This is a genomic window from Lentzea albida, from assembly GCF_900111005.1.
Taxonomy (GTDB): Bacteria; Actinomycetota; Actinomycetes; order Mycobacteriales; family Pseudonocardiaceae; genus Lentzea; species Lentzea albida.
On record NZ_FOFV01000001.1, the window covers coordinates 297,926 to 321,575 of the forward strand.

Consider the following 23,650-nt stretch of genomic DNA (forward strand, 5'->3'; position numbering starts at 1 on the left):
AGTAGCTTCGGAGCCCATGCGCCGCACAGTCATCGCAGTTGTGACGAGCTGTCTGCTCGCGGTCTCCGCGTGCAGCAGCGGAGGGTCGTCCACGACCACGGCCACCGCCAGTGAGGCGGACGTCGTGGCGTGGATGGACAAGGTCTGCGGCGCCGTCGACGGCACCGTGAAGTCCATGGCCGACGAGCCCCCGATCGACATGAACGACCCGTCGACCCTCAAGAAGGGCCTGTCGGACTGGCTCGGCACCAAGGTCGCCGCGGTCGACAAGTCGATCGCGGACCTCAAGGCGCTCGAGGACGGCCCGCACCCGAAGTCCAAGGAGCTGGTCTCGGCCGCCTCCTCGGGCATGGGGCAGATCAAGGACCTGCTCGCCGGCACCAAGTCGAAGCTCGACGCGGCAGGCGACGAGAACCAGGTCGTCGCCGCCTTCACCGAGATGGTCGGCAGGGCGGGCGAGCTGGAGAAGGCGGGCGCCGACGTGCAGAGGAAGTTCGACGAGACGGGCCTCGCCGGAGCCGCTCAGAAGGCGAACAACTGCAAGGCCCTGCAGGCGGCTCCCCCCACCACCTGACAGGCGGAAACGACGTCTGACCGGATCACCCGAACGTGTAGTGTTCGCCGATCCGGTCAGACGGATTCCTGGGGGGAATCACCGTGAACGCACGTTCGTCGATCGCTGCTGTCTGCGTGGGCCTCGCCCTCACGGCGTGCAGCACTCCACCGCCCGCGCCGGTCCAGCAGGCCGCGCCCACGACCACCACGACGGCGGACGTGCCGGGCGCCGATCCGGCGGCGTGGTTCGACGCCTACAGCGGCCCGATGGGCGTCATGCAGATCGGGCGGCTCCAACTCCAGGGCAAGGGCCGGGAGGGCATGGCCGCGGTCAAGGAGGCCGCGGTCGGCTGGGTGGTGGCAGCGGCGGCGTCGGACCGCGCGGCGGCGGATGGGCTGGAGAAGCTCGGCCCCATGGGCTCTGACGTGCGCAGTCTGCACGAGCGGCTGATCAAGGAGCTCCGGGCGGAGGCCGTGAGCTTCGACGACAGGTCCGCGCGGCTGCGTGCGCAGGCGGCCGACGACAAGTTCCCCGATCGGTACCAGCAAATCATGTTGGGCTCCGGTGGCAACGAGAGGATCGAGGCGCTCTTCAAGCAGACCGTGGAGACTCCGAAGTACACCGAGGCGTTCCGCGCGAACAAGGTGTGCCAGGACTGGCAGGCGCTGGCGAAACAGGGCGGGGGAAACTAGTCCCCGTGAGGACACGTCTGCTCGCCGCTCTGCTGACAGGTTCCGCCGTGCTGACCGCCTGCGGCTCGGACGCGGACAAGCCGATCACCGACGCGCAGCGGCAGTGGGTGGACGCGGTCTGCGGCGGTGTCGCCCCCGGCGCGAAAGCAGGCGCTGAGCTGCGCAAACAGGACCCGGCCGACCCCGCCGCCGTCAAGACGGCCTACGTCGGGCTCGTCACGTCCAACGCCACCGCGTTCGCGGACGCCGAGAAGAAGCTGAAGGACCTGGGCGCGCCGGAGAGCGACCTCGACGGCGTGCACGAGCGGTTCGTGAAGTTCGTCGAGGAGTCCGCGAAGTCCTACGAGGCCGCGCAGGCTCCGGTGCAGGCGTTGGCGCCGGACGCGCAGTTCTGGGAGAACGCTGAGAAGGTGCTGGCCGACACCAACGTCGTGACCACGCCGGAGGACCTCCGGGCGACGTTCCAGGAGCTGGAGAAGCGACCGAAGTACGCCGACGCGCTGGGCAGGTCGCAGACCTGTGACGGGCTCCGCGGGACCGGGTTGTAACAGCTGTCCCACTGGTCACAGTCGAACGTCTGTTCTACCCTGTGGGCCGTGGTTGGGCAGCTGTCCTTCTTCTCGGCCGAGGCGCGGAACCCGGCCAAGGCGGACCTCGCCGGCTTCCTCTGCGGGCCGGGTCAGGCCGTCAGCTTCGCGCGGGGCACGGCCGCCCGCGTGTACACCGAGCTGCGCGACGACTGGCGGCTGCGCCCCCTCAAGCAGGCGTGCGCCGAGCGCGGCGTCACGACCGAGCTGTGCGTCAACGAGGCGGGCACGCACTTCGTCCGCACGCCGTTCCGCACCGATCTCACCCCTCTGGCCGCCCGCTGGCTGGAGGGAACCGTCAAGAAGGTGCCCGCGGACTTCGAACTGAACGGAGCAGTGCTGCGCGTCTGGGCGCTGGCCGCCGGCAGCTGGATGGAGTCCGCGTACCTGCTGGGTTTGGACCCCAACGCACCGCAGACACACCTGCCGTTGCAAAATGCCCTGCTCGCATCCGGACTTCCGTGCACCCTGGTAGGGGCACCGGCGTTGCGGGTGACCGGCCGGCGACGGCTGGCGCGGCTCGCTGAGCTGGTCGGAAGCCCTCCGCAGGGAGTGGCGCTGAGCACCTGGCCGGCGGCCTGAGCGGGCGATCGGGCATGGTTGTGTCACTCTGTTCCGTCGTACGGGCGTCGCAGACACACGACGGATGGTGTGCTTTTCGGCCGGCGCTGGGCAACACTGGCGGGCCTGGGAACGGGTTTGGAAGAGAGCGGGACGGCGAGTGGCTGGATCGACACGGACGAGAAAGAGCAGCGGAGGCGGGGGCAACACCCGACGACTGGTGATCGTCGAGTCGCCCACGAAGGCGCGCAAGATCGCCTCGTACCTCGGCAGCAACTTCGTCGTGGAGTCCTCCCGGGGACACATCCGGGACCTGCCGCGCGGTGCCGCCGACGTCCCCGCGAAGTTCAAGGGCCAGGCCTGGGCCCGGCTCGGCGTGGACGTCGACCACGGCTTCGAGCCGCTCTACGTGGTCTCCGCCGACAAGAAGTCGCTGGTCACCGAGCTCAAGGAAGCCCTGAAGGACGTCGACGAGCTCTACCTCGCGACAGACGGTGACCGCGAGGGCGAGGCCATCGCCTGGCACCTCCTCGAGACGCTCAAGCCCAAGATCCCGGTCCGCCGGATGGTGTTCCACGAGATCACCGAGTCCGCGATCCAGGCCGCCGCCGCCAACCCCCGCGACCTCGACCAGGACCTGGTCGACGCGCAGGAGACCCGCCGCATCCTCGACCGCCTCTACGGCTACGAGGTCAGCCCGGTGCTGTGGAAGAAGGTCATGCCGAAGCTCTCGGCAGGCCGCGTGCAGTCCGTGGCGACGCGTCTGGTCGTGGAGCGCGAACGCGAGCGCATGAAGTTCGTCTCGGCGAGCTACTGGGACATCTCCGCGCAGATGGACGCCGGTGAGGACGCCACGCCGCGCCAGTTCGGCGCGCGTCTCGTGGCCGTCGACGGCACGAGGCTCGCCACGGGCCGCGACTTCGGCTCGGACGGCAAGCTCACGGGCAAGGCCGACGTCACCGTGCTGGACGAGCAGCAGGCACGCGCCATCGCGGCCGGCCTGGAGAACGCGCCGGTCAAGGTCTCCTCGGTCGAGGAGAAGCCGTACAGCCGCAAGCCGTACCCGCCGTTCATGACCTCGACGCTGCAGCAGGAGGCCGGTCGCAAGCTGCGGTTCTCGGCGGACCGCACCATGCGCACGGCGCAAAAGCTGTACGAGAACGGCTACATCACCTACATGCGAACCGACAGCACGACGCTGTCGGAGACGGCGATCAACGCGGCACGCACGCAGGCGACGGACCTCTACGGCGCCCAGTTCGTCGCGGACAAGCCCCGCCAGTACACGCGCAAGGTCAAGAACGCGCAGGAGGCCCACGAGGCGATCAGGCCCGCGGGAGAGGTCTTCCGCACGCCCGGTCAGGTGGCCGCCGAGCTCGACCCGGACGAGTTCAAGCTCTACGAGATGATCTGGCAGCGCACCATCGCGTCCCAGATGGCCGACGCGCGGGGCAACACGACCAGCATCCGCATCCAGGGCCGTGCCGCCACGGGCCAGGAGGTCACGTTCGCCGCGTCCGGCCGCACGATCACGTTCGCCGGCTTCCTCAAGGCCTACGTCGAGACCGTCGACGCCGAGGCCGGCGGTGAGTCGGACGACGCGGAGTCGCGCCTGCCGCTGCTGGTCAAGGACCAGGACCTGACGATCGCGGAGCTGTCCGCGGACGGCCACACCACCTCGCCGCCCTCGCGCTACACCGAGCCGTCGCTGATCAAGACGATGGAGGAGCTCGGCATCGGCCGTCCCTCCACCTACTCGTCGATCATCAGCACCATCCAGGACCGCGGCTACGTGTGGAAGAAGGGCGCCGCGCTGGTCCCGTCCTGGGTGGCGTTCGCCGTGGTCGGGCTGCTGGAGCAGCACTTCGGCCGCCTGGTCGACTACGACTTCACCGCCGCCCTGGAAGACGAGCTGGACGGCATCGCCGCAGGTCGTCAGGGCCGCACGAACTGGCTGTCCGGGTTCTACTTCGGCGGCAGCGTCGGTCCCGACGGCTCGATCGGCCGCTCCGGCGGCCTGAAGAAGCTGGTCGGCACGGGTGTCGAGGACATCGACCCGCGCGCGGTCAACTCGATCCCGCTGTTCAGCGACGACGAGGGCCGCACGGTCGTCGTGCGCGTCGGCCGCTTCGGGCCGTACCTGGAGCGCGAGGTCGACGAGGCCGCGCAGCGCGCCAACCTGCCCGACGACCTGGCGCCCGACGAGCTGACCAGCGAGATCGCCGAGAAGCTGTTCTCGACGCCGCAGGAGGGCCGGTCGCTCGGCACCGACCCGGTCTCGGGCAACGAGATCGTGGCCAAGGAGGGCCGCTTCGGCCCGTACGTGACCGAGGTGCTGCCCGAGCCCGCCGAGAACGGCACGGCGAAGTCCAAGGCGAAGGCGCCGAAGCCGCGCACCGGCTCGTTGTTCAAGTCGATGGACCTGAGCTCGGTGACGCTGGAAGACGCGCTGAAGCTGCTGTCGCTGCCGCGCGTGGTCGGCAAGGACCCGGAGACGGGCGCCGAGATCACCGCGCAGAACGGCCGCTACGGCCCGTACCTGAAGAAGGGCACGGATTCGCGGTCGCTGACCGACGAGTCCCAGATCTTCACCGTCACGCTCGAAGAGGCGCTGAAGATCTACTCCGAGCCGAAGAAGCGCGGTCGTGCGGCCGCCGCGCCGCCGTTGCGCGAGATGGGCAACGACCCGGTGTCCGGCAAGCCGATGGTGATCAAGGAGGGCCGCTTCGGCCCGTACGTCACCGACGGTGAGGCCAACGCGTCGCTGCGCAAGACCGACAGCGTCGAGTCGATCACCGACGAGCGCGCGGCCGAGCTGCTGGCCGAGAAGCGCGCGAAGGGGCCGGTCAAGAAGAAGGCCCCGGCCAAGAAGCCGGCGGCGGCGAAGAAGCCCGCGGCCAAGAAGGCCCCGGCCAAGTCGAAGAGCTGACGCCGAGGGGGTGGCGGTGCCGATCAACGAGTTCGGACCCGACGGGACTCAGGCCCCGCCGCCTCCCCGGCTGTTCCCCGACCCGCTCGCGGGGCTGGTGACGGCGGACGGCTTCGTCGCTCCTCAGTGGACGTCGGTCAGCTCACGTGTGGTGGTGCCGACACCTCCTGCGCCCTCCGAGGAGATGCGTCAGGCGATCTACGCGCAGATGCAGCAGGAACAGCGGCGGCGGCCGCGTGGACGGGCGCCGCGGGCACCCCACCAGTACGCTCCGCAGGAGTTCGCTCCCGCCTACCAGGCCTTTCAGCAAATGCCTGTGCCGCAACAACAACAGCAACAGCAGCAACCCGCCCAGCAGACGAGCGGCGTGGCCGCGTTCATCGGGTGCCTGATCGTGATCGGGTTCTTCGTGCTGGTCCTGCTCGGCGTTCTCGGAGCGATCTTCAGCTAGCCGTGTTGTGAGTCCCGCATCCTGACTCACCACATCCGGTTACGCTGACCGCACGGGAGTGGCGACTTAGGGGTGACGGAAATTCAGGACGCGGACACACCGGCGACCGAGGCAGGCCAGGCAGGGCAGGCCCAGTCCAGCGTGTCCACGGTTCACCGGCTTCGATCGGTACTCGCCATCCGGCCGTTCCGGCGGCTCTGGCTCGTCACCTACCTGTGCAGTGTTGGTGACTGGCTGTCACTGCTCGCGTTGACCGGTCTGGTCTCCACGATGATGAAGAGCTACGAGTGGCAGTCGTTCGCGCTGCCCCTCGTCGTGCTCACCCAGCTGCTGCCGGGCATCCTCTTCGCGCCCATCGGCGGCGTGCTCGCGGACAAGTTCGACCGCCGCAAGGTCATGGTGGTCTGCGACGTCCTGCGCGGGTCGCTGTTCATCTCGATCGCGCTGGTCGGCTCGCCTATCTGGCTCTTCGTGGCGAACTTCCTCGTCGGCTGCTGCGCGATGCTGTGGATCCCCGCCAAGGAGTCGGCGGTCCCGAACCTGCTGCGCCGCCCCGACCAGGTCGAGTCGGCGAACCAGCTCGGCCTGGTGATGACCTACGGCATCTCCACGATCAGCGGTTTCGGCCTGTACTCGCTGATCGCGGGCATCCCCGGGTACCTGAACCTGCAGGGCGGCAACCTCGACTTCTCCATCGCGACGATCGCCGTCGTGGTCAACGGCCTGCTGTACTTCACCTCGGCGATCCTGGTCGCGACCCGCCTGCCGGAGCTCTCCGGCCGCGTCTCCTCGACCCGCAAGAAGGACGAGGACAAGCCCGGTTTCGTCGCGATGCTCGGCGAGGGACTGAAGTTCGCGGGCAAGACCCCGCTGGTCCGCGGCCTGCTCATCGGCATGATCGGCGCGTTCGCCGCGGCCGGTGTCGTGATCGGGACGGCGAAGCTCTACGCGTCGTCGCTGCTGGGCGGCGCCTCGACGTTCGGCCTGCTGTTCGTGGCCGTGTTCCTCGGGCTCGCGGTCGGCATGGCGACGGCGCCGCGGCTGGCCCAGCGCCTCGCCTACAACCGCCTGTTCGGCGTCACGATCGTGCTCGCCGGCATCACGCTCGTGCTGGTCGCGCTGGCCCCGCACCTGTGGATCGCGCTGCTGGCGGTGGCGCTGGTCGGCGCGTGCGCGGGCGTGGCGTTCCTGACGGGTCTCACGATCGTGGGCTCGCAGGTCCAGGACGACATGCGCGGCCGCACGGTCGCGCTGATCCAGACGTTGCTCAAGGTCGTGCTGTTCGGTGCGTCGGGTGGCGCGCCGCTGCTGCTCACGCTGCTGCAGAAGCGCCAGATCAGCGTGTTCGGCCACCCGATGGAGGTCGACGCCAGCCGTCCGGTGATGCTCGGCGGAGCGGTGATCGCCATCGTGCTGGGCCTCGTCGCGTACCGGCAGATGGACGACCGCCGCGAGGAGCCGGTGCTGTCGTCGCTGTTCGCGGCGATCCGCGGCCGCCGGCACACGAAGGGCCTGCTGATCGCCGTCGAGGGCGACACCCGCGAGGACACGTCGGTGCAGGCCCGCCGCCTGGCCGCCGCGTTGCGCGCCGAGGGTCTCGAGGTGCTGCTGGCCGCCGATCCCGAGCACGACGAACGCCGTCTGCGCACGATGCTGTCGTCCGCCGAACTGGCCGGCGTGCGCGCGCAAGCCCTGGTCGCCGCCGCCGTGCGCGCCGATGTCGTCGAACGGCAGGTGCGCCCCGCGTTGGACGGAGGCTCCATCGTCGTGATGGAGCGCTACGTCGACTCACCGCTGGCGCATTTCACCGCGACGAGCTCGCTGGAGCACCAGGAGCTCGAAGGCCTGGTCGACTGGGCCACCGGCCGCCTGCGCCCGGACCTCACGATCCTGCTCGACCGCCCGGTCGTCGACGGCAAGCGCATCGGCCCGGAACACCACTGGCGCGTCCAGCGGCTGCTGAGCGAGATGGCCGCCGCCGACCCGGACCGCTACCTCGTGGTCGAGGCGGAGGGCGACGTCGACGAGGTGGCCGAACGGGTCCGCGCCGCCGTGGTCCCGCTGCTGGCGGGCCGCAGGCGCCCGGTCCCCGAAGCCGCTGTCTGACCCCGCTGGAAGACTGGACCCCATGAGCGTGTGGGACGAGGTTGTCGGCCAGCCCGACGCGGTGGCGACCCTCTCGGCGTCCGCGGAGGCCGCGGCCACGATCGTCGCGGGCGGCACCCCGGCACCCGGCGTCATGACCCACGCCTGGCTCTTCACCGGCCCGCCCGGCTCGGGCCGTTCGTCCACCGCCCGCGCCTTCGCGGGCGCGCTCCAGTGCGTCGCGACGGACGACCGCCCGGGCTGCGGCGAGTGCTCCGGCTGCCGCACGACACTGCACGGCACCCACGCCGACGTGCGCGTCGTGGCGCCCGAGGGCCTGTCGATCTCCGTCGCCGAGATGCGGTCGCTGGTCCAGATCTCCGCCCGCCGCCCCACCTCGGGCCGCTGGCAGGTGGTGATCATCGAGGACGCCGACAGGCTCACCGAGGGCGCCGCGAACGCGTTGCTGAAGGCCGTAGAGGAACCGCCGGAGCGCACGGTGTTCCTGCTCTGCGCGCCCTCCGACCACCCGGATGACGTGTCGGTGACCATCCGCTCGCGCTGCCGTCTGGTGTCCCTGGGCTCACCCCGCCCCGCGGCCATCGCCTCGGCCCTGGAGTCCGTGGACGGCGTGCCGCCGGAGATGGCCCAGTGGGCGGCCTCGGTGTGCGGTGGCCACGTGGGACGCGCCCGGCGCCTGGCCTCCGACGCCGAGTCGAGGGCCCGGCGCGAGGCCGTGCTGCGGATCCCGCTGGCGCTGAGGCGGCCGGGTGACGTGTTCACCTGCGCGGACGAGCTGATCAAGGCCGCCGAGGACGACGCCTCCACCGCCAACGAGGCCCGCAACGAGGCCGAGCGCGAGGCGCTGGAGACCGCCATGGGCGCCGGCGGCACCGGCAAGGGCACCGCGGCCGCCACCCGAGGCGCCAAGGGCGCGCTGAAGGACCTGGAGAAGCGGCAGAAGTCGCGCGCGACCCGGACCCAGCGCGACTCGCTGGACATGGCCCTGGTCGACCTGGCCGGCTTCTACCGCGACGCGCTGGTCGTGCGGACCGGGTCCGAGGCCGCGCTGATGCACCCGGACCGAGCCGGCGACTCCCGCACGGCCGCGGCGCAGTGGTCGGCCGAGTCGATCCTGCGGCGGCTGGAGGCCGTCCTGGCCTGCCGGGAGGCGATCGGGGTCAACGTGAAGCCGCGCATCGCCGTCGAGGCGATGGTGACGACCCTGCACCGAGGCTGACGTCACCGGGCTCGGCGACGTGTCGGCGTGCTCTCGGCCCCGTCAGCGCTTGGTCGGCGCCGCCCTCCTCCTGCCCGGCAGCGCCGCGAAGATCACCACACCCGCGAGCAGCAACGCCGTGCCCGTCCAGAACAGCGGGATCGAGTTGTACGCGGCGTTGGTGTAGGCCAGCGGCGGCGCACCCTTGGGCGGCGCGGCCGGTGCGCCGGGCGGCTGCTGCGGCACGGTCGTCTGCGGCGGCTGCGCGGTCCCGCAGACAACGCCACCCTGCGGCGCGGCGGCCCGCACGATCTGCTCGCCCAGCGAGATCTGCGCGAGCGCCGCGGGCAGGTTCGGCAGATTGAGCTTGTCCGTCGGCAGCACCTGCACGTCGAGCATGCGGGCGGTGGCCCCGAGCTGGAACCCGCTGAACCCGTTGCCCGAGAACCTGTCCTTCTTCTCGGTGAGGCCGGCGATCTGCAGCTTGACGACGACCAGGTCCAGCAGCAGCGGGATGTCGAGCGCCGGGTGCGCGGCGTCGAGCGTGCCGAGCTCCTTGCCGTTCTGGCTGACCTTCAGCACCGGCGCGCTGTACGTGATCTTGGAGGTCTTCTCGTCCCCGGTCGCCGTGGCGGTGAGGGTCGGCGGGCTGGCCACGTCGATCCTGATGCCACCGGCCAGTTCGACGCTGACCGCGCGCATCGTCGACGTCGACTCGACCGCCTTGTTCTTGCTGCCCGGCAGGTCGACGAGCTTGACGACGGAGTTCGCCTCGAACGTGTCCGGGATGCTGATCAGGCTCGTCTTCACCGGCAACGGCACCTCGGCCGGCAACGCGCTCAGCACCTCGAGGCCCGCGAGTGACGTCTTCGAGGTGGCCAGCGGACTGACGCACGGCCCGAGCTTCTCGTCCCACCGCGCGTGCACGCTGCCGTTGAGCACCTTGAGCTTCGCGAGCGGCGTCTCCGGAATCGGCAGCCCGCCGTTCGTCGGCTGGGGGTTGTCCGGGATCGCGGTCTGCACCAGCGTCCCCGGCGACTGCGGCGACCGCCCCGCCACCGCGAACCCGAACGGGTTCGCCTGCGTCACCACCCGCTCGGTCGCGAGGAACGCCTCGGTGTTGACCTGCGCGCTGGCGAGCCCCAGCCCGAACTCGGTCACCGACTGCTTCGGAAGCTGCTCGCCGAACCCGGGCAGGATCGTGCTCGTGGGAACGCCCTGCGGCCCCAGCCGGATGACGCTCAGCCCGGTCCCGGCGTCCCCGACGGCGTGGGCGAGGGGCTGAGGTCCGTTCGGCGCCGAGGCAGGCGGCTGGTTCGGGTCGCGGGGGCCGGGCACCGGCGTGGTCGGAGGCTGGGCGAGAGCGGGTGCCGCGACGAGCGCGAGCAGCATCCCGGCCAGCGGCACGGACAACGATCGGCGCATGAACCACTCCTCGACGGTGGGGAGGTGGTGACGTCAGTCACGGTCGGTACAACGAACCCGACCCCCGTGAGTAACGGGCTTGCGGGTCGGTTATAGTTATCTCGTCTCGCCGCCTTAGCTCAGTCGGCCAGAGCGGCTCACTCGTAATGAGCAGGTCATCGGTTCGATTCCGATAGGCGGCTCGGTGAGACGGAAGGGCCAGGTCACTCCGGTGACCTGGCCCTTCTGCTTTGTCTAGGCTGCGCCCATGGCTGTGATGCACGTCAGGAACGGTTCGTCGAGATGGCTCGTCGTCTGGCTCGAGCCTTGGGGGCAGGACCGCTGGCTCAAGCGCGATGAGATGTTGTGCATCCGCACGGACAACAACGGCGAAAAGCTCGCATTCGACGTCGAGTACCACGCGAACGACGAGGAACGCGCCGACGGCATCGAGAACATGACGATTTACGTCGAGAACTGTTCGTACGACGTCGACGTCACCGATGAACAGGGCAACTACGTCGAATGCGGACACCAGCGTCCGGCCGAGGTCGACCGGAAGTGGGCCGCGCGGCGGGCTGCGGCGGAGGAAGAGCTCAGCCGCACGTCGTGAGCGCCTGCTCCAGCGCCGTGCGTTCCGCCGCTGCCACCGACAACCCGTAGGCAGCCTTGACGGTCACGTAGATCCGCCCGTACGAACACGCGTACCCGTCGTTGGGCGGCATCCACTCGTCAGGCGTCTTGTCGCTCTTCGACTGATTGACCTTCCCGGACACGGCCACGAGGTTGCGCAGGTCGTTGGCCGCGGCCAGGCGCTGCTCGGGTGACCAGGCGGCGGCACCGCTGCGCCACATCTCCGCCAGCGGCACCACGTGGTCGATCTGGATCTTCGACACGCTGGTCACCTGCGTGCCGGTGTACGGGTCGTCGAGGGTGCCGGCCTGGACGCCGCAGCGGCCCGGTTTGCGCTCCACGCCGGTGAGGTCGCGGGCCAGCACCTGGCTGCGCTGGTCGCAGCCGTCGCCGTCGGTGTCGAACCACGGCTGGCCGAAGACGCACGCCTTGCCGTCGTCGCAGTCGCGGACGTAGCCGTCCAGACGGCCCGGTGTGGCCAGAGGTAGTGCCGCGAGAGAGGTGCGCGCGGCAACGGCGTCGAGCGTGCCCTCGGGTACCCGGTCCACCTGGGGGGCGGAGGACAGGGGTATCGCGGAACAGCCGGTCAGCAGGATGATCAGCAGCAACCACCGCATGACGTGGAGGTACCCGCCGCGCGATCCGCCATGGCCTCTCAACGGCGTAACTCCGGCGTCCTCGCGCCGCCACGAACGGCCTCACGCCGGTGCAACACTTGGTGGAGCAGGCTGTCCGCCCGCCCGACTCGAAGAGGTCGTCGAACACGTGGATCTCCGCACCCTCATGATGCCCGCCCTCGCCGTGTTGTTGCTGCTCACGGCGTGCTCCAGCGAGCCCGAGCTGCCGCCGCGGGAGAAGCCGCCGGCCGGTGGGCAGCTCGACTACCAGCTCGGCGGCGCCTACCAGCCGGACGTGCCGGTCAAGATCGTGGTGCGCGACCGCAGCAAGATCGTGGACGGCCGGCGCTACAACATCTGCTACCTCAACGCCCTGCAGACGCAGCCGACCGGCGCGAACGGCGGGCTCGACTGGTGGCGGCAGAACCACGACGACCTGCTCGTGAAGAAGCCGAACGGCGAAGTCGCGATCGACCCGGAGTGGGGCGAGGGCATCCTCGACATCTCCACGGGCGAGAAGCGGAACCGGATCCTCGAGATCCAGAAGAAGTGGATCAAGGACTGCAAGACGTCCATGTTCAAGGGCGTCGAGCCGGACAACCTCGACTCCTACAGGCGGGCCGAGGGAGCGTTCGACCTCAACGCCACCAAGGAGTTCATGAAGGCGTTCGTGCAGTACGCGCACGAGCAGGGTCTTGCCGTCGCGCAGAAGAACGCGGCCGAACTGGGGTCCGCGGGCAAGAAGGAGATCGGCTTCGACTTCGCGATCACCGAGGACTGCCAGGCGCAGGGCCAGTGCGGGTCCTACGCCGAGGTGTTCGGCGACGACTTCTTCCAGATCGAGTACACCGACGAGGGTTTCCGGAAGTCCTGCGCCGACCGCGGCGGACGGGTGTCGGTCATCCGCCGCGACCGGAACATCGTGCCGTACGGGCACGAGGACTACGTCTACGAGGTCTGCCCGCCCAGCGTCTGAGCCAGGAACGCCTGCCACCGCTCGGCCTGGCCGGTCGCGTCGCCGAAGACGTGGTGACCGACGGCGTTCGTGCCGTGGAACCGGTACAGCCCTTCGGGTCCGCGCACGCCGAGCATCACGCCGGGAAGGCCGTAGTCGACGACCCCCTCGACCCCCAGCGGTTGCAGCGTCACCTCGTCGCCGACCTGGAACTCCGCCGGCACGCCGAGTGCGGCGGCCAGGCGCGGCCACGCGTCCTGCGGCTGCTCCTCGGGCGCCTGCGCGAAGACGTACGTGCCGCGCTGCCCGGGGAAGTGCTTCACGTACTGGCCCAGCGTGAACAGGTACATGTTCCAGCCGTGCGACTGCTGGTCGACGAACTCGTCGCCCCAGCCGTCGGCGAGGATCCCGCTGTGCACGAACCGCAGCACGGTCGTGCCCTGGTCGCGGCCCTCGATCAGGTACTCCATCGCGTGGAACGTGCCGTCCTCGCCCTTGGCGCTGGAGTAGGCGAGGTGCTTGCCCGGCTCCCAGGCGGTGATCGTCGAGGACTCCTGGAAGAAGCCCATGTCGAGCGTCATGCGTCCGCCGAGGCGTCCGTCCACGGTGTGCGGGCCCATGAACCACGAGTCGATGCCCGGGCCCGTGGCGATGGCGTCCCAGACCTGCTCCGGGGTTCCGTCGACCTCGACTTCCTTGCTGATCTCGAACTCGCGGGTCACGACTCTTCCTCCTTGGACGCGTTCACGCTCGGGTGCAGGGCGACGACGACTCGGTGCGGACGCCCTCCTTCGGCCTGTTCGTCGTGGTACTTCGCCACCAGCTGCGTCATGAAGCCCGCGAGCTCCTCGGCGAACGCCGCGCGGTCCGCCGCCGAAGCGAAGCGGACCTCGCCGTCGAGCGCGAAGGTCGCGAGCCGCTTCTTCGCCCTGGTCGCGCCCGTGATCAGCGTGCCGACGTCGCGCACCAGCCTGGCCGAGACCGCGAGCAGCCACCGCGCGGACAACCGGTCGGGGGAGCGCGCCGGGTCGGGCTGCACGGCCGCGAGCGCCGTCGGGGAGATGACGTAGGACGCGGCGGTCGCCTGCAGCAGGCGCTCGTTCACGTTGCCCTTGCGCCGTTCCTCGACGAGCTCCACCAGGCCGTGCTGCTCCAGCGTGCGCAGGTGGTAGTTCACCTTCTGCCTCGGCAGCCCGACCTTCGCGGCGAGCATCGTCGCCGATCCTGGCTCTGCCAGCTCCGCGAGCAGACGCGCCCGCACCGGGTCCAGCGACACCTCGGCCGCGGAAGGGTCCTCGATCACCGCCACTTCGAACATGGCGCAAGCGTCACACCGAAAACAAAATTAGTCAAGAACTATGGTGCTGTCGGTGACTTTGCTCCACCTGGGTGGCGTTGGAGCCGGTACCGTAAGCGATGTCTCGATTGGTCGTTGCACGTTCGCAACCCTTGAGGAGACAAACACATGATCTTGATGCTCGTGCTGACCCTGCTCGCCCTGCCGTTCGCCCTGATCGCGGCGAACGTCGGCAGACGCAGGTGGATCCGCAAGCGGGGTGTGGCGAGGGTCCGCGCCGAGCTCGACGCCTTCCACGCCGAGCTCGCACGGGCGGGGCTCAGTCACTTCTCCGGGAGCTGAAGCACCTCTCCCGAAGGGGAGATCCTCGTGACGACGTCGCCGTAGCGGTCCAGCAGCGCGGCCGTGACGGTCTCCGGGGAGCCGAGGACGCAGAACTCGCCGAGCACCTCGTCCGTGATCAGCCCGCTCATCTCCGCCCACTGCTGCCGCCGCGACATGCGGTGCAGCTCCTCGTGCAGCGCGCCCCAGCCGTGCAGGTCCAGCACCGGCCTGTAGGCGGGCGTCGACCCGTAGAACGCGATCTGCCGCTTCACGTCGGCGATCTCCGCGTCGTTCGTCGCCGCGAACACGGGCCCGCTGATCTCGAAGCCCTCGAGCGTCCTGCCCACCTTCGCCCGGCCGCGCTCCAGCGCCGGCAGCGTCACCTCGCGCAGGTACCTCTCGGTCGTGAAGTTGTGGCACAGGAAGCCGTCCGCGACCTCACCCGCCACCTCGGTCATCCGCTCGCCGACGCCCGCGAGGTAGATCGGCGCGGTGCCGTGCGGGTTCGGGCCCGGGTCGAAGAACGGCGTCATCAGCGTGTGCTTGTAGAACTCGCCGCGGAACGCCAGCCGCTCGCCGGTCTCCCACGCGTGCCAGATCGCGCGGATCGCCAGCACGAACTCGCGCATCCGCGCCGCAGGTCTGCCCCACGGCATGGAGAAGCGCTTGGTGATGTGGGCTTCGACCTGCGAGCCCAGCCCGAGGTTGAAGCGGCCACCGGAGAGCAGCTGGAGGTCGTTCGCCGTCGTCGCGACGGTCATCGGGTTGCGTGCGAACGCCACCGCGATGGCCGTGCCGAGCTCGATCCGCTCGGTCGCCGCGGCGGCGCCGGCCAGCGCGAGGAACGGGTCGTGCTTGGTCTCGGCGAGCCAGAACCCGTCGTAGCCCCGGTCCTCCGCCCGCTTCGCGATGGCCCCGGCCTCGCCGGGCGTGTAGTCGACGGCAGCATTGTCCAGCTTCATGCGCCTGAGGCTATTGGGTCACCGGTAGCCGTACCGGGACTCGCAGGCGATGCCGTTGCGGTTCTCGTCGAGCTCGACGCGGTAGCCGGGCTGGCCCCAGTAGAGCGGCGCCTTGCCGGCGCGGACCACGTCGTTGCAACTCGCGTAGAAGACGGTCTTCGGCTTGGGCGTCGTGGTGGCGGGCTTCGGCTTCGTCGTGGTCGTGACCGGCGGCGGGGGAGGCGGGGCCGACGTCTCGAGGGTCTCCTTGCCGCCGCAGGGCGCTCCCCACAGGCCCATCGGAACGCGCTGCGCGGCGCCTTCCGCCTCCTTCTGCGCGGGCGTCGGGGTGCCCGCGGTGCGGCCGGCGCCGTTGCCCAGCGCGAGCAACGCGTAGTCCGTGCCGTCGGCGAGGCTGAGCGCGCCGGTGGTCCTGTCGTAGCGCACCTGCTGGTTGAGCAGCATCGCCGCCGCGAACTTCCCGGCGGCCTCCGCCCAGCACGGTCCCGGCTGGGCGAGGCCGCTGACCTCCGCCTTCGACCCGTCGGAGAGCATCACGGCGCGGCCGTCGACGATCGACGTCACGCTGATCCCGAGCTGGGCCGGCGGAACGGTCGCCGACGCCGACGACGTCACCGGTGTGTCCTCGGCCGGCTTCTCGACCGCCACCGGCCTCGACTGCTGCACCTGCGTGGCGCACCCCGCGGTGAACAGGACCAGCACGATTCCGCCCACAGATCTCCACCCCGACATAGCCCTGCATACTGCCGTCGGGACGGGGTGTGGCCAAGGTTACGTATTTCGGTCGGATCGGTTCACCGGGATGTCGAACCGAAATACGGAGATGCCCAGTTCAGCGTGCGGGCTTGAGCGTCCAGACGACCACCATCTCACCGGTGGTCACGCCCTCGGCGTTGGTGATCGTGATGGTGACGGGGAACTCGGGCCGCGTGCCCGACTCCAGCTCGGCCAAGACCTCGTCCGCGGAGCGGCCCAGCACGGCCTCCGCGCGCAGCACGCCCATCGCGATCTTCTTGTAGGAGATGTCCGCGCGGACGGCGAGAGGCGTGGCCTTGCCGAGGTGGGCGGCGAACGCGGCCATCACGACGGCGCCGGACGCGGACTCGCCGAGGCCGAACATCATCGCGGCGTGCGGGCCGCCGATGTGGTTGTGCAGCGTCGGCTCGTCCGGCAGCGACGCGACGACGCGGCCGGCGGAGACCTCCTCGAACTCGATGCCGGTGGTCTTCACGTACGGCACCGCCTGCTTCATGGCGTCGGCCACGAACGACACGTCTTGGCTCATGGGACCGGATGCTACCGGCGGGTAACCCGACCTGCTACCCGTCGGTAACAACTACCTGCCGCGCACGTACCACTCCGCGGTGGAGTGAGACCTGAAACTCACTTGCAATCCACTGGACCGAGATGGATGCTTGTAGCGAGCAACTAGTTGGGTGATACAAGCAACGAGGTGGCAGATGGTCGATCCGGGCAGGTGCACGAACAACGCCTGGGCCTTCGATCCCGAGCACGAGCTCGCGGACCGGGTCGGGATGGCCATGGTGCGCCTGAACAAGATGCACGCCCAGATGAGCCACCAGATGGCGAAGCAGGGCATGGACAAGTCCGCTTTCGTGCTCCTCGCGACGCTCTCCGGTCTCGGTGAGTGCCGCTCGAGTGCGCTGGCGGAGGCGGTGCTCTCCGACCCGTCGACGGTCAGCAGGCAGGTCGCCGCGCTGGTCAAGGACGGGCTCGTGGAGAGGCACGCCGATCCGGCGGACGGCAGGGCGAGCGTTCTCGCGGTGACCGAGGCGGGACGGACGCTGATCAAGAACCGGCGCCGGCAGCGCAACGAGGCCATCGAGCTGATGTTCGCCGAGTGGCCGGAAGAGGAATTCAAGCTTTTCGCGGAGCTGTTCGAGCGCTTCGTGCAGGACTACGAGCGCACTGTTCCGTCGTACTTGACCGACCGCGGGACGGGGACCCGCGCAGGAGGGGAAGACTAGAAAATGTCATCAACAACCGATGCGACACCCACGCCAGGGGTTTCCCTGACGCATCGCCAGATCATGACGGTGCTGTCCGGCCTGCTGCTGGGCATGTTCCTCGCCGCGCTGGACCAGATGATCGTCGCCAGCGCCATGAAGACCATCGCCGACCAGCTGCACGGGCAGACGCTGCAGGCGTGGGCGACCACCGCCTACCTGATCACCGCGACCATCACGACCCCGTTGTACGGCAAGCTGTCGGACATCTACGGGCGCAAGCCGATGTACCTGGCGGCGATCACGCTGTTCCTGGCCGGCTCGCTGCTCTCCGGCATCGCGACGTCGATGTACGAGCTCGCCGCGTTCCGCGCGGTGCAGGGCCTCGGCGCCGGTGGTCTCATGTCGCTCGCGTTCGCGATCATGGCGGACATCATCTCGCCGCGTGAACGCAGCAAGTACTCCGCCTACTTCATGGCCGTGTTCGGCTCGGCCAGCGTGCTCGGCCCGGTCATCGGCGGCGTGTTCGCCGGTCTGGACTCGTTCCTCGGCGTGACGGGCTGGCGCTGGGTGTTCCTCGTGAACGTCCCGATCGCGCTGCTCGCGCTGTTCGTCGTGGCCCGCGTGCTGAACATCCCGCACCAGCGGGTGAACCACCGCATCGACTTCGGTGGCGCCATCGCGCTGACCGTCGGCCTGGTGCCGCTGCTGATCGTGGCCGAACAGGGCCGCGAGTGGGGCTGGGGCTCGGGTCTCTCGATCGCGATGTACGTGATCGGCGTGCTGGGCCTGGTGGCGTTCGTGTGGGTCGAGAACCGCATGGGCGACGAGGCGCTGCTGCCGATGCGGATGTTCCGCAACCACACGTTCGCGCTGGGCAACACGATCAACTTCGTGCTCGGCATCGGCATGTTCGGCGGCATGGTCTCCATCCCGCTGTACCTGCAGATCGTCAAGGGCGTCACGCCGACCGTCGCGGGTCTCCTGCTGCTGCCGATGACGTTCGGCATCATGTCGGCCACCGCCATCGCCGGCAAGGTCACCTCGACGACTGGGCGCTACAAGGTGTTCCCGATCATCGGTGCGGGGCTCATGGCGATCGCGTTGTTCCTGCTCAGCACCATCGGCACGGACACGCCGACCTGGCAGGTCATGATCTACATGTTCCTGATGGGCGCGGGTCTCGGCCAGTGCATGCAGACGCTGCTGCTGGCGATCCAGAACGACGCCGAACCCCGTGACATGGGCGTGGCGACCGCCTCGGCGACGTTCTTCCGCCAGATCGGTGGCACGGTCGGCACCGCGGTGTTCCTGTCGATCCTGTTCAGCACGGTCGGCGGCAAGATCGCGGACGGCCTGCGGGCCGCGGCGCAGACCGACGCGTTCAAGGCCGCGCTGGCCCAGAACCCGGAGTTCGCGAAGACGCTGCAGAGCGGAAGCGGTGTGGACATCAACAACACCGAGTTCCTCAACCACCTCGACCCGGTGCTCGCGAAGCCGTTCCTCGACGGGTTCTCCAGCGCGATCGACACGGTCTTCATGACCGGTGGCATCGTGATGATCGCGGCGTTCGTCCTCGTGTGGTTCCTGCGCGAGAAGCCGCTGTCGACCAGGTCGGGCCTGGAGCGCGTCGCGGACGCGGAGTCCCTCGCGGTCTGACGTTCGTCCAACGAAAAAGAGGGGCCGCCTTCGGGCGGCCCCTCTTTTCTTCGTGCTTAGTGGAACGTCTCGCCGCGTGCCTCGGCGTCCTTCAGGCGCTGGTAGGAGCGCTTGATCTCGGCCTCGGCCTCGGTGCGGCCCACCCAGGACGCGCCCTCGACGCTCTTGCCCGGCTCGAGGTCCTTGTAGACCTCGAAGAAGTGCTGGATCTCCAGGCGGTCGAACTCCGCCAGGTGGTGGATGTCGCGCAGGTGCTCGTGGCGCGGGTCGTTGGCCGGGACGCACAGAACCTTGTCGTCGCCGCCCTTCTCATCCGTCATGCGGAACATGCCGATCGCACGAGCGGCGATCAGGCAGCCGGGGAACGTCGGCTCCTGGACGAGGACGAGGGCGTCCAACGGGTCGCCGTCCTCACCCAGGGTGTTCTCGATGAACCCGTAGTCGGCGGGGTACTGCGTCGACGTGAACAACGTGCGGTCGAGGCGGATGCGGCCACTCTTGTGGTCCACCTCGTACTTGTTGCGCACGCCCTTGGGGATCTCGATCAGGACGTCGAATTCCACTGGTCCTCGCTCATGTAGCCCATTCGTGATGCCCACTAGTGTGGACCACGACGCCTTGTCAACCCTCACCGGAGCGGTGGTTGGTGGGTGTGAGATTGCCCGTACCGAACTGACGGAGGCCTCCGTGCCGGACGACCCCCAGTGGCCGACCGAGGACGACGACATCGATTCAGAAGTCGTCCCTTCCGAGCCGACTGTGCAGGTCAGCCGCCCGTCCGTGGACCAGCCGACGATGCGGTTCCCCCTCGCCGCCGTGCTCGCGACACCGTCCACTCAGGAACCGCTGCGGTCCTCGCCCGTTCGTTCCGCTCCGAACGGTTCCCGGCCCGGTTCCGGCGCTCCCGGTGGACCTCCGCCCGTCTCGAACGGGCACGCGGGCGGAAACCCCGGTGGGAAGTCTCACGGCCCGATTGCTCCGGAAGTCGGCCAACCCCGGGCCCTCCCGGTGCGCGTCGAGCCGAACGGGGAGCAGCGGACCGCGGAGATGTCCGTCCCGCACGCCAAGACGGCGCGGGTCGACCAGCTGCCCGACGGCGACCAGTCGTGGTTCGACCAGCCGGTGAGACCGGACCGGCAGGGCCCGCGACCGGAGCCGACCAAGCGCGTCGACCAGCTGCAGACCGCGGCGCCGCCGCGCCAGGAACCTCCACGGCCCGAGCAGCCCCGGCCCGTGCCGCCACCGCCGCGTCCTGAACCGCGTCAGGAGTCGCGTCCGGAACCGCGCCAGGAGTCGCGTCCTGAACCGCGTCCGGAACCGCCGCGCCAGGAGCCGCGGGACCTCCCCGTCACCGGCTACGACGAGGAACCCGAGGACCGCCTCACCACCGACGAGCCCGGGAAGAGCCGCAAGCCGCTCATCGTGGTGCTGAGCCTGCTGGTCGTCGCCGCCCTCGCCGGCGCCACCGTCTACGCCGTCAACGAGTTCGGCGGCACGGCGGCGGTCGAGACCAGGCCGCCCGCCCCGCCGGCCGCCGTCCAGCCGCTGGTCAAGGCCGTCACCGCGGGTGGCCCGGCGCCGACGGCGGCAGGTGTGCAGCAGGCGCTCGCCGGACCCGCGGGCAACGGCGCGCTGGGCACGCTCACCGGCAGCGTCATCGACCCGGCCAGCGGTGCCGCGCTGTGGCAGCGGGGCGACACCACGCCCGCGACCCCGGCGTCGAGCCTCAAGATCCTCACGGCGGCCGCGGCCCTGCTGAGCCTCGAGAAGACCGATCAGCTGAGCACCAAGGTCGTCCAGGGCGCGGAGCCCGGGACGGTGGTGATCGTCGGCGGTGGCGACCCGACGCTCTCCGGCGCGCCCGGCAGGTCGGTCTACCCCGGCGCCGCGACGCTCGACGACCTGGTGAACCAGGTCAAGGCCAAGGGGCCGGTCACGAAGGTCCAGTTCGACCTCAGCCGGTACGTGGGCGAGCCGCTCGGCCCGCAGTGGGAGTCGGCGGACATCGCGGGCGGTTCGGTCGCGCCGATCGTGCCGTTCATGCTCGACGGCGGCCGGGTCGACCAGGCCAACGTCAACGGCGTGCGCACCGGTAGTCCCGCTCAGGCGGCGGCGGACGCGTTCGCACAGCGCGTCGGTGCCCCGGGAGCCACGGCGGGCTCGGCCCCGCAGGGCGCGCAGGTGCTCGGCGAGGTCAAGTCGGCGCCCGTCGAGCAGCTCGTCGACAACATGATGCAGATCTCGGACAACGTCCTGACCGAGGCCGTCGCCCGCGAGATCGCGATCAAGACCGGCAACGAGCCGTCGTTCGCGGGCGGCGTGAAGGCCGTGCGGGACGTGCTGACCAAGAACGGGTTCGACCTCACCGGGGCGAGCTTCGTGGACGGCAGCGGGCTGTCCGCGTCGAACAAGATCCCGGCCAAGCTGCTCACCGACGTGCTCACCGCGGCGGCCGAGCCCACGCTGGACGACCCGCGCACCGCGAAGCTGCGGCCGTTGCTGACGGCGCTGCCGGTCGCGGGCGGCAGCGGCACCCTCGCCGGCCGCTACACGGGCTCGGCGGCGCAGGGCAAGGGCTGGGTGCGGGCCAAGACCGGCACGCTCACCGGCGTCAACGCCCTCGCCGGCGTGGTCGTCGACGTGGACGGACGGGTGCTCGTGTTCTCGTTCATGTCCGCGAGCGACCGCAACCCGGAGACCGAGGTCCGGCCCGCGCTCGACGTGATGGCCGCTGCGTTGCGCGGTTGTGGCTGTTCGTAGCGGGCCGTGCGCAGGTAGCGTCGGAAGCGTGAACGGCGCGACGGAGGCAGAGCTCGGCCCGGTGGACTGGGAGCTGGCGGTTTCGACCGCCGTGCGACTCGTCCGGCCAGGGCCCGTGATCGGCAAGGACGAGGCTGACCACGTCGTCGGCAGACTGCGCGAGCTCGCGCCCCAGGCGGAGGTGCACGTCCGCGAGCTGACCACGCTCGGTCAGGGGCTGCCGCTGCTGCCGGGCGAGGTCGTGGACCGCCCTGCGTGGGTCGCGGCCGCCGCACAGGGCCTCGCCGCGCTGACAGGCCCCGCGATGCCGCGCCCGACAGGGCCGATGGCGAGCCTTCTGGCGGGCACGGCCGGTGTGCAGGCCGGTGTGGTGATGGCGTTCCTGTCGTCGCGCGTGCTCGGCCAGTACGACCCGTTCAGCCCGACCGACCAGCTCGCCGGGCGGTTGCTGCTCGTCGCACCGAACATCGTTGGCGCGCAACAGGCCCTGGACGTGCCGGACGACGACTTCCGCATGTGGGTCTGCCTGCACGAGTGCACGCACCGCCTGCAGTTCACCGGCGTGCCGTGGCTGCGCAAGTACTTCTCCGACCAGGTCACCGCGCTCTTGTCCTCAATGGACGAAGAACGCGCGCCGCTGACCGACGTGATCCGCGACTTCCGGCAGAAGCTGCGCGAGGGCGACGGCCCGATGAGCCTGATCGACCTCATCCAGTCGCCGCAGCAGAAGGTCCTGCTGGACCGGCTGATCGCGCTGTCCACTTTGCTCGAAGGCCACGCCGACCACGTGATGGACGCCGTCGGCCCCTCGGTCGTGCCGTCCGTGGCGACGATCCGCACCCGCTTCAGCGCGCGGCGCAAGGGCGGCGGCCTGCTCGACCGGATCCTGCGCACGGTGCTCGGCGTGGAGGCGAAGGTGCGCCAGTACGAGGAGGGCGCGCAGTTCACCTCGTACGTCGTGGAACGCGTGGGCATGGACGGCTTCAACGCCATCTGGACCTCCGCCGACACGCTGCCGACCCGTGCCGAGATCGCCGAGCCGATGAGCTGGCTGCGCCGCGTGTCGCCGTGAACGGACCGGTCGCCGAGATCCGGACGGCGGTCCGCAGGTTCCTGGAGCTCGTCCAACCGGAGGCGGTGACCGTCGCGGTCTCGGGCGGCGCCGACTCCCTGGCACTGGCCGCGTGCGTGGGCCGGCTGATGCCCGGCTCGTCCGCCGTGGTCGTCGACCACCAGCTGCAGCCGGGGTCCGCCGACGTGGCGTTGCGCGCGGCGGGCCAGTGCTCCGCGTTCGGTCTCGTGGCGCGCGTGGAGCCCGTCGTGGTCTCCGGACCCGGCGGGCCCGAGGCGGCGGCGCGCAACGCCCGCTACGAGGCGTTGAGGCCTGCTTCGGGCGTCGTGCTGCTCGGCCACACGCTGGACGACCAGGCCGAGACGGTGCTGCTGGGCCTGGGCCGCGGGTCCGGTCCGCGCTCGATCGCCGGCATGCGCCCGTTCGACGCGCCGTGGGGACGGCCATTGCTGGGCGTCTCTCGGGCCGTGACGCGTGCTGCGTGCGTGGAGCAGGGCATCGAGTGGTGGGAGGACCCGCACAACTCCGACCCGTCGTTCACGCGCGTGCGGTTGAGATCCGAGGTCATGCCGTTGCTCGAAGCGGTGCTGCAAGGTGGCGTCTCGTCTTCGTTGGCGCGCACGGCAGCACAGCTGCGCGAGGACTGTGACGCACTCGACTCTCTCGCGGAAGCCTTCGCCGGCGACTGCTGTGCCGTTGACGACATCGCCGAACTGCCCGCCGCTCTTCGACGGAGAGTGGTCAGAACGTGGCTGATGGACGAGGGCGTGCCTGAACTGTCCGATTCGCACCTGCGACGTGTTGACGCACTGGTGAGTGAATGGCGCGGTCAGGGCGGTGTCTGGCTACCCGGCGGCTTTGTCGTGCGGCGCGCGCATGGCAGGCTCGTTGTGGAACCACAGTCTTAAGCAGAGGGGACC

General features: G+C 69.9%; 24 protein-coding genes and 1 tRNA gene. 17 read left to right on the forward strand and 8 right to left on the reverse strand.

Annotated elements, in window-relative coordinates; translation table 11 throughout:
• Positions 1-16: 16 nt before the first annotated feature.
• The 8 genes from BMY74_RS01525 to BMY74_RS01560 all read left to right on the forward strand — a co-directional run bounded on the left by BMY74_RS01525 (position 17) and on the right by BMY74_RS01560 (position 9,101).
• Entirely contained in the window at positions 17-574 is a 558-nt protein-coding gene (locus BMY74_RS01525) for a hypothetical protein (protein ID WP_143091407.1), read from the forward strand.
• A gap of 83 nt (positions 575-657) precedes the next feature.
• Positions 658-1,248, forward strand: a complete 591-nt coding sequence (locus BMY74_RS44740) for a hypothetical protein (RefSeq protein WP_177229523.1) — start codon at positions 658-660, stop codon at positions 1,246-1,248.
• Positions 1,249-1,253: 5 nt separating this feature from the next.
• Positions 1,254-1,796 (forward strand): hypothetical protein, encoded by a 543-nt coding sequence (locus BMY74_RS01535; protein ID WP_089908222.1) that lies wholly within the window; start codon positions 1,254-1,256, stop codon positions 1,794-1,796.
• A 48-nt stretch (positions 1,797-1,844) separates the two neighbouring features.
• Positions 1,845-2,417 (forward strand): hypothetical protein, encoded by a 573-nt coding sequence (locus BMY74_RS01540; RefSeq protein ID WP_089908226.1) that lies wholly within the window; start codon positions 1,845-1,847, stop codon positions 2,415-2,417.
• Positions 2,418-2,556: 139 nt separating this feature from the next.
• Positions 2,557-5,325, forward strand: a complete 2,769-nt coding sequence (topA, locus tag BMY74_RS01545) for a type I DNA topoisomerase (RefSeq protein ID WP_089908229.1) — start codon at positions 2,557-2,559, stop codon at positions 5,323-5,325.
• Positions 5,326-5,341: 16 nt separating this feature from the next.
• Positions 5,342-5,776 carry a hypothetical protein gene (locus BMY74_RS01550; RefSeq protein ID WP_143091409.1) on the forward strand — a complete coding sequence of 145 codons (435 nt, stop codon included), beginning with the start codon at positions 5,342-5,344 and terminating at the stop codon, positions 5,774-5,776.
• A 72-nt stretch (positions 5,777-5,848) separates the two neighbouring features.
• On the forward strand, positions 5,849-7,882 hold the full coding sequence (locus BMY74_RS01555) for a bifunctional MFS transporter/dTMP kinase (protein WP_089908238.1): 2,034 nt from the start codon (positions 5,849-5,851) through the stop codon (positions 7,880-7,882).
• A 22-nt stretch (positions 7,883-7,904) separates the two neighbouring features.
• Positions 7,905-9,101, forward strand: coding sequence for a DNA polymerase III subunit delta' (locus BMY74_RS01560; protein ID WP_089908241.1), 1,197 nt, complete (start codon positions 7,905-7,907; stop codon positions 9,099-9,101).
• Between the two features lie 42 nt (positions 9,102-9,143).
• Here BMY74_RS01560 and BMY74_RS01565 read toward each other — a convergent pair whose 3' ends face one another.
• Positions 9,144-10,505 carry a hypothetical protein gene (locus BMY74_RS01565; protein ID WP_089908244.1) on the reverse strand — a complete coding sequence of 454 codons (1,362 nt, stop codon included), beginning with the start codon at positions 10,503-10,505 and terminating at the stop codon, positions 9,144-9,146.
• A 108-nt stretch (positions 10,506-10,613) separates the two neighbouring features.
• On the opposite strand from BMY74_RS01565, the gene BMY74_RS01570 reads away from it, so the two are divergent.
• Both BMY74_RS01570 and BMY74_RS01575 read left to right on the forward strand, forming a co-directional pair.
• Positions 10,614-10,687, forward strand: a tRNA-Thr gene (locus BMY74_RS01570).
• Positions 10,688-10,752: 65 nt separating this feature from the next.
• Positions 10,753-11,097 carry a hypothetical protein gene (locus BMY74_RS01575; protein ID WP_089908247.1) on the forward strand — a complete coding sequence of 115 codons (345 nt, stop codon included), beginning with the start codon at positions 10,753-10,755 and terminating at the stop codon, positions 11,095-11,097.
• On the opposite strand, the gene BMY74_RS01580 is transcribed toward BMY74_RS01575, so the two are convergent.
• A complete protein-coding gene (locus BMY74_RS01580) occupies positions 11,081-11,734 on the reverse strand; it encodes an HNH endonuclease family protein (protein ID WP_089910265.1) in 654 nt (217 codons plus the stop codon). The two genes, BMY74_RS01575 and BMY74_RS01580, sit on opposite strands and share 17 nt — an antisense overlap.
• 148 nt (positions 11,735-11,882) lie before the next feature.
• On the opposite strand from BMY74_RS01580, the gene BMY74_RS01585 reads away from it, so the two are divergent.
• Complete coding sequence (locus BMY74_RS01585) at positions 11,883-12,710, forward strand: endo alpha-1,4 polygalactosaminidase (RefSeq protein WP_177229525.1); 828 nt, start codon at positions 11,883-11,885, stop codon at positions 12,708-12,710.
• Here the strand turns inward: BMY74_RS01585 and BMY74_RS01590 are convergent.
• Together BMY74_RS01590 and BMY74_RS01595 are read right to left on the reverse strand one after the other, a co-directional pair.
• On the reverse strand, positions 12,683-13,411 hold the full coding sequence (locus BMY74_RS01590; RefSeq protein ID WP_089908254.1) for an SRPBCC family protein: 729 nt from the start codon (positions 13,409-13,411) through the stop codon (positions 12,683-12,685). The two genes, BMY74_RS01585 and BMY74_RS01590, sit on opposite strands and share 28 nt — an antisense overlap.
• Positions 13,408-14,007, reverse strand: a complete 600-nt coding sequence (locus BMY74_RS01595) for an ArsR/SmtB family transcription factor (RefSeq protein WP_177229526.1) — start codon at positions 14,005-14,007, stop codon at positions 13,408-13,410. The genes BMY74_RS01590 and BMY74_RS01595 overlap by 4 nt, the downstream gene beginning before the upstream one ends.
• Before the next feature lie 147 nt (positions 14,008-14,154).
• On the opposite strand from BMY74_RS01595, the gene BMY74_RS44745 reads away from it, so the two are divergent.
• Positions 14,155-14,328: a hypothetical protein gene (locus tag BMY74_RS44745; RefSeq protein ID WP_177229527.1), complete on the forward strand. Its 174-nt coding sequence runs from the start codon at positions 14,155-14,157 to the stop codon at positions 14,326-14,328.
• Here BMY74_RS44745 and BMY74_RS01600 read toward each other — a convergent pair.
• The 3 genes from BMY74_RS01600 to BMY74_RS01610 form a co-directional block, all read right to left on the reverse strand.
• Entirely contained in the window at positions 14,310-15,272 is a 963-nt protein-coding gene (locus tag BMY74_RS01600) for a TIGR03617 family F420-dependent LLM class oxidoreductase (RefSeq protein ID WP_089908258.1), read from the reverse strand. The two genes, BMY74_RS44745 and BMY74_RS01600, sit on opposite strands and share 19 nt — an antisense overlap.
• An 18-nt stretch (positions 15,273-15,290) precedes the next feature.
• Positions 15,291-15,986: an excalibur calcium-binding domain-containing protein gene (locus BMY74_RS01605; protein ID WP_177229528.1), complete on the reverse strand. Its 696-nt coding sequence runs from the start codon at positions 15,984-15,986 to the stop codon at positions 15,291-15,293.
• Positions 15,987-16,104: 118 nt separating this feature from the next.
• Entirely contained in the window at positions 16,105-16,557 is a 453-nt protein-coding gene (locus BMY74_RS01610) for a DUF4442 domain-containing protein (RefSeq protein ID WP_089908264.1), read from the reverse strand.
• 175 nt (positions 16,558-16,732) lie between these two features.
• Here BMY74_RS01610 and BMY74_RS01615 point away from each other — a divergent pair, with 175 nt between their 5' ends.
• Complete coding sequence (locus BMY74_RS01615) at positions 16,733-17,260, forward strand: MarR family winged helix-turn-helix transcriptional regulator (protein ID WP_089908266.1); 528 nt, start codon at positions 16,733-16,735, stop codon at positions 17,258-17,260.
• Positions 17,261-17,263: 3 nt separating this feature from the next.
• Complete coding sequence (locus tag BMY74_RS01620; protein WP_089908269.1) at positions 17,264-18,898, forward strand: MDR family MFS transporter; 1,635 nt, start codon at positions 17,264-17,266, stop codon at positions 18,896-18,898.
• A 56-nt stretch (positions 18,899-18,954) separates the two neighbouring features.
• Here the strand turns inward: BMY74_RS01620 and BMY74_RS01625 are convergent, their stop codons facing one another.
• A complete protein-coding gene (locus BMY74_RS01625) occupies positions 18,955-19,461 on the reverse strand; it encodes an inorganic diphosphatase (protein WP_089908272.1) in 507 nt (168 codons plus the stop codon).
• Positions 19,462-19,585: 124 nt separating this feature from the next.
• On the opposite strand from BMY74_RS01625, the gene dacB reads away from it, so the two are divergent.
• From dacB to tilS, 3 genes are read left to right on the forward strand one after another with little or no spacing between them, the layout of a single operon-like run.
• Complete coding sequence (gene dacB / locus BMY74_RS01630) at positions 19,586-21,658, forward strand: D-alanyl-D-alanine carboxypeptidase/D-alanyl-D-alanine endopeptidase (RefSeq protein WP_089908275.1); 2,073 nt, start codon at positions 19,586-19,588, stop codon at positions 21,656-21,658.
• A 28-nt stretch (positions 21,659-21,686) separates the two neighbouring features.
• On the forward strand, positions 21,687-22,730 hold the full coding sequence (locus BMY74_RS01635; RefSeq protein WP_089908278.1) for a zinc-dependent metalloprotease: 1,044 nt from the start codon (positions 21,687-21,689) through the stop codon (positions 22,728-22,730).
• Positions 22,727-23,638, forward strand: a complete 912-nt coding sequence (gene tilS / locus BMY74_RS01640) for a tRNA lysidine(34) synthetase TilS (protein ID WP_089908280.1) — start codon at positions 22,727-22,729, stop codon at positions 23,636-23,638. Before BMY74_RS01635 ends, tilS begins: the two co-directional genes overlap by 4 nt.
• Positions 23,639-23,650 lie beyond the last annotated feature (12 nt).

Excerpts from the sequence above, each read along its gene's own strand:
- BMY74_RS01525 (WP_143091407.1), top strand. The coding sequence starts at position 17 with ATGCGCCGCACAGTCATCGCAGTTGTGACGAGCTGTCTGCTCGCGGTC.
- BMY74_RS01560 (WP_089908241.1), top strand. The coding sequence starts at position 7,905 with ATGAGCGTGTGGGACGAGGTTGTCGGCCAGCCCGACGCGGTGGCGACC.
- BMY74_RS01565 (WP_089908244.1), bottom strand. The coding sequence starts at position 10,505 with ATGCGCCGATCGTTGTCCGTGCCGCTGGCCGGGATGCTGCTCGCGCTC.
- BMY74_RS01575 (WP_089908247.1), top strand. The coding sequence starts at position 10,753 with ATGGCTGTGATGCACGTCAGGAACGGTTCGTCGAGATGGCTCGTCGTC.
- BMY74_RS01580 (WP_089910265.1), bottom strand. The coding sequence starts at position 11,734 with ATGCGGTGGTTGCTGCTGATCATCCTGCTGACCGGCTGTTCCGCGATA.
- BMY74_RS01595 (WP_177229526.1), bottom strand. The coding sequence starts at position 14,007 with ATGTTCGAAGTGGCGGTGATCGAGGACCCTTCCGCGGCCGAGGTGTCG.
- BMY74_RS44745 (WP_177229527.1), top strand. The coding sequence starts at position 14,155 with ATGATCTTGATGCTCGTGCTGACCCTGCTCGCCCTGCCGTTCGCCCTG.
- BMY74_RS01600 (WP_089908258.1), bottom strand. The coding sequence starts at position 15,272 with ATGAAGCTGGACAATGCTGCCGTCGACTACACGCCCGGCGAGGCCGGG.
- BMY74_RS01610 (WP_089908264.1), bottom strand. The coding sequence starts at position 16,557 with ATGAGCCAAGACGTGTCGTTCGTGGCCGACGCCATGAAGCAGGCGGTG.
- BMY74_RS01615 (WP_089908266.1), top strand. The coding sequence starts at position 16,733 with ATGGTCGATCCGGGCAGGTGCACGAACAACGCCTGGGCCTTCGATCCC.
- BMY74_RS01620 (WP_089908269.1), top strand. The coding sequence starts at position 17,264 with ATGTCATCAACAACCGATGCGACACCCACGCCAGGGGTTTCCCTGACG.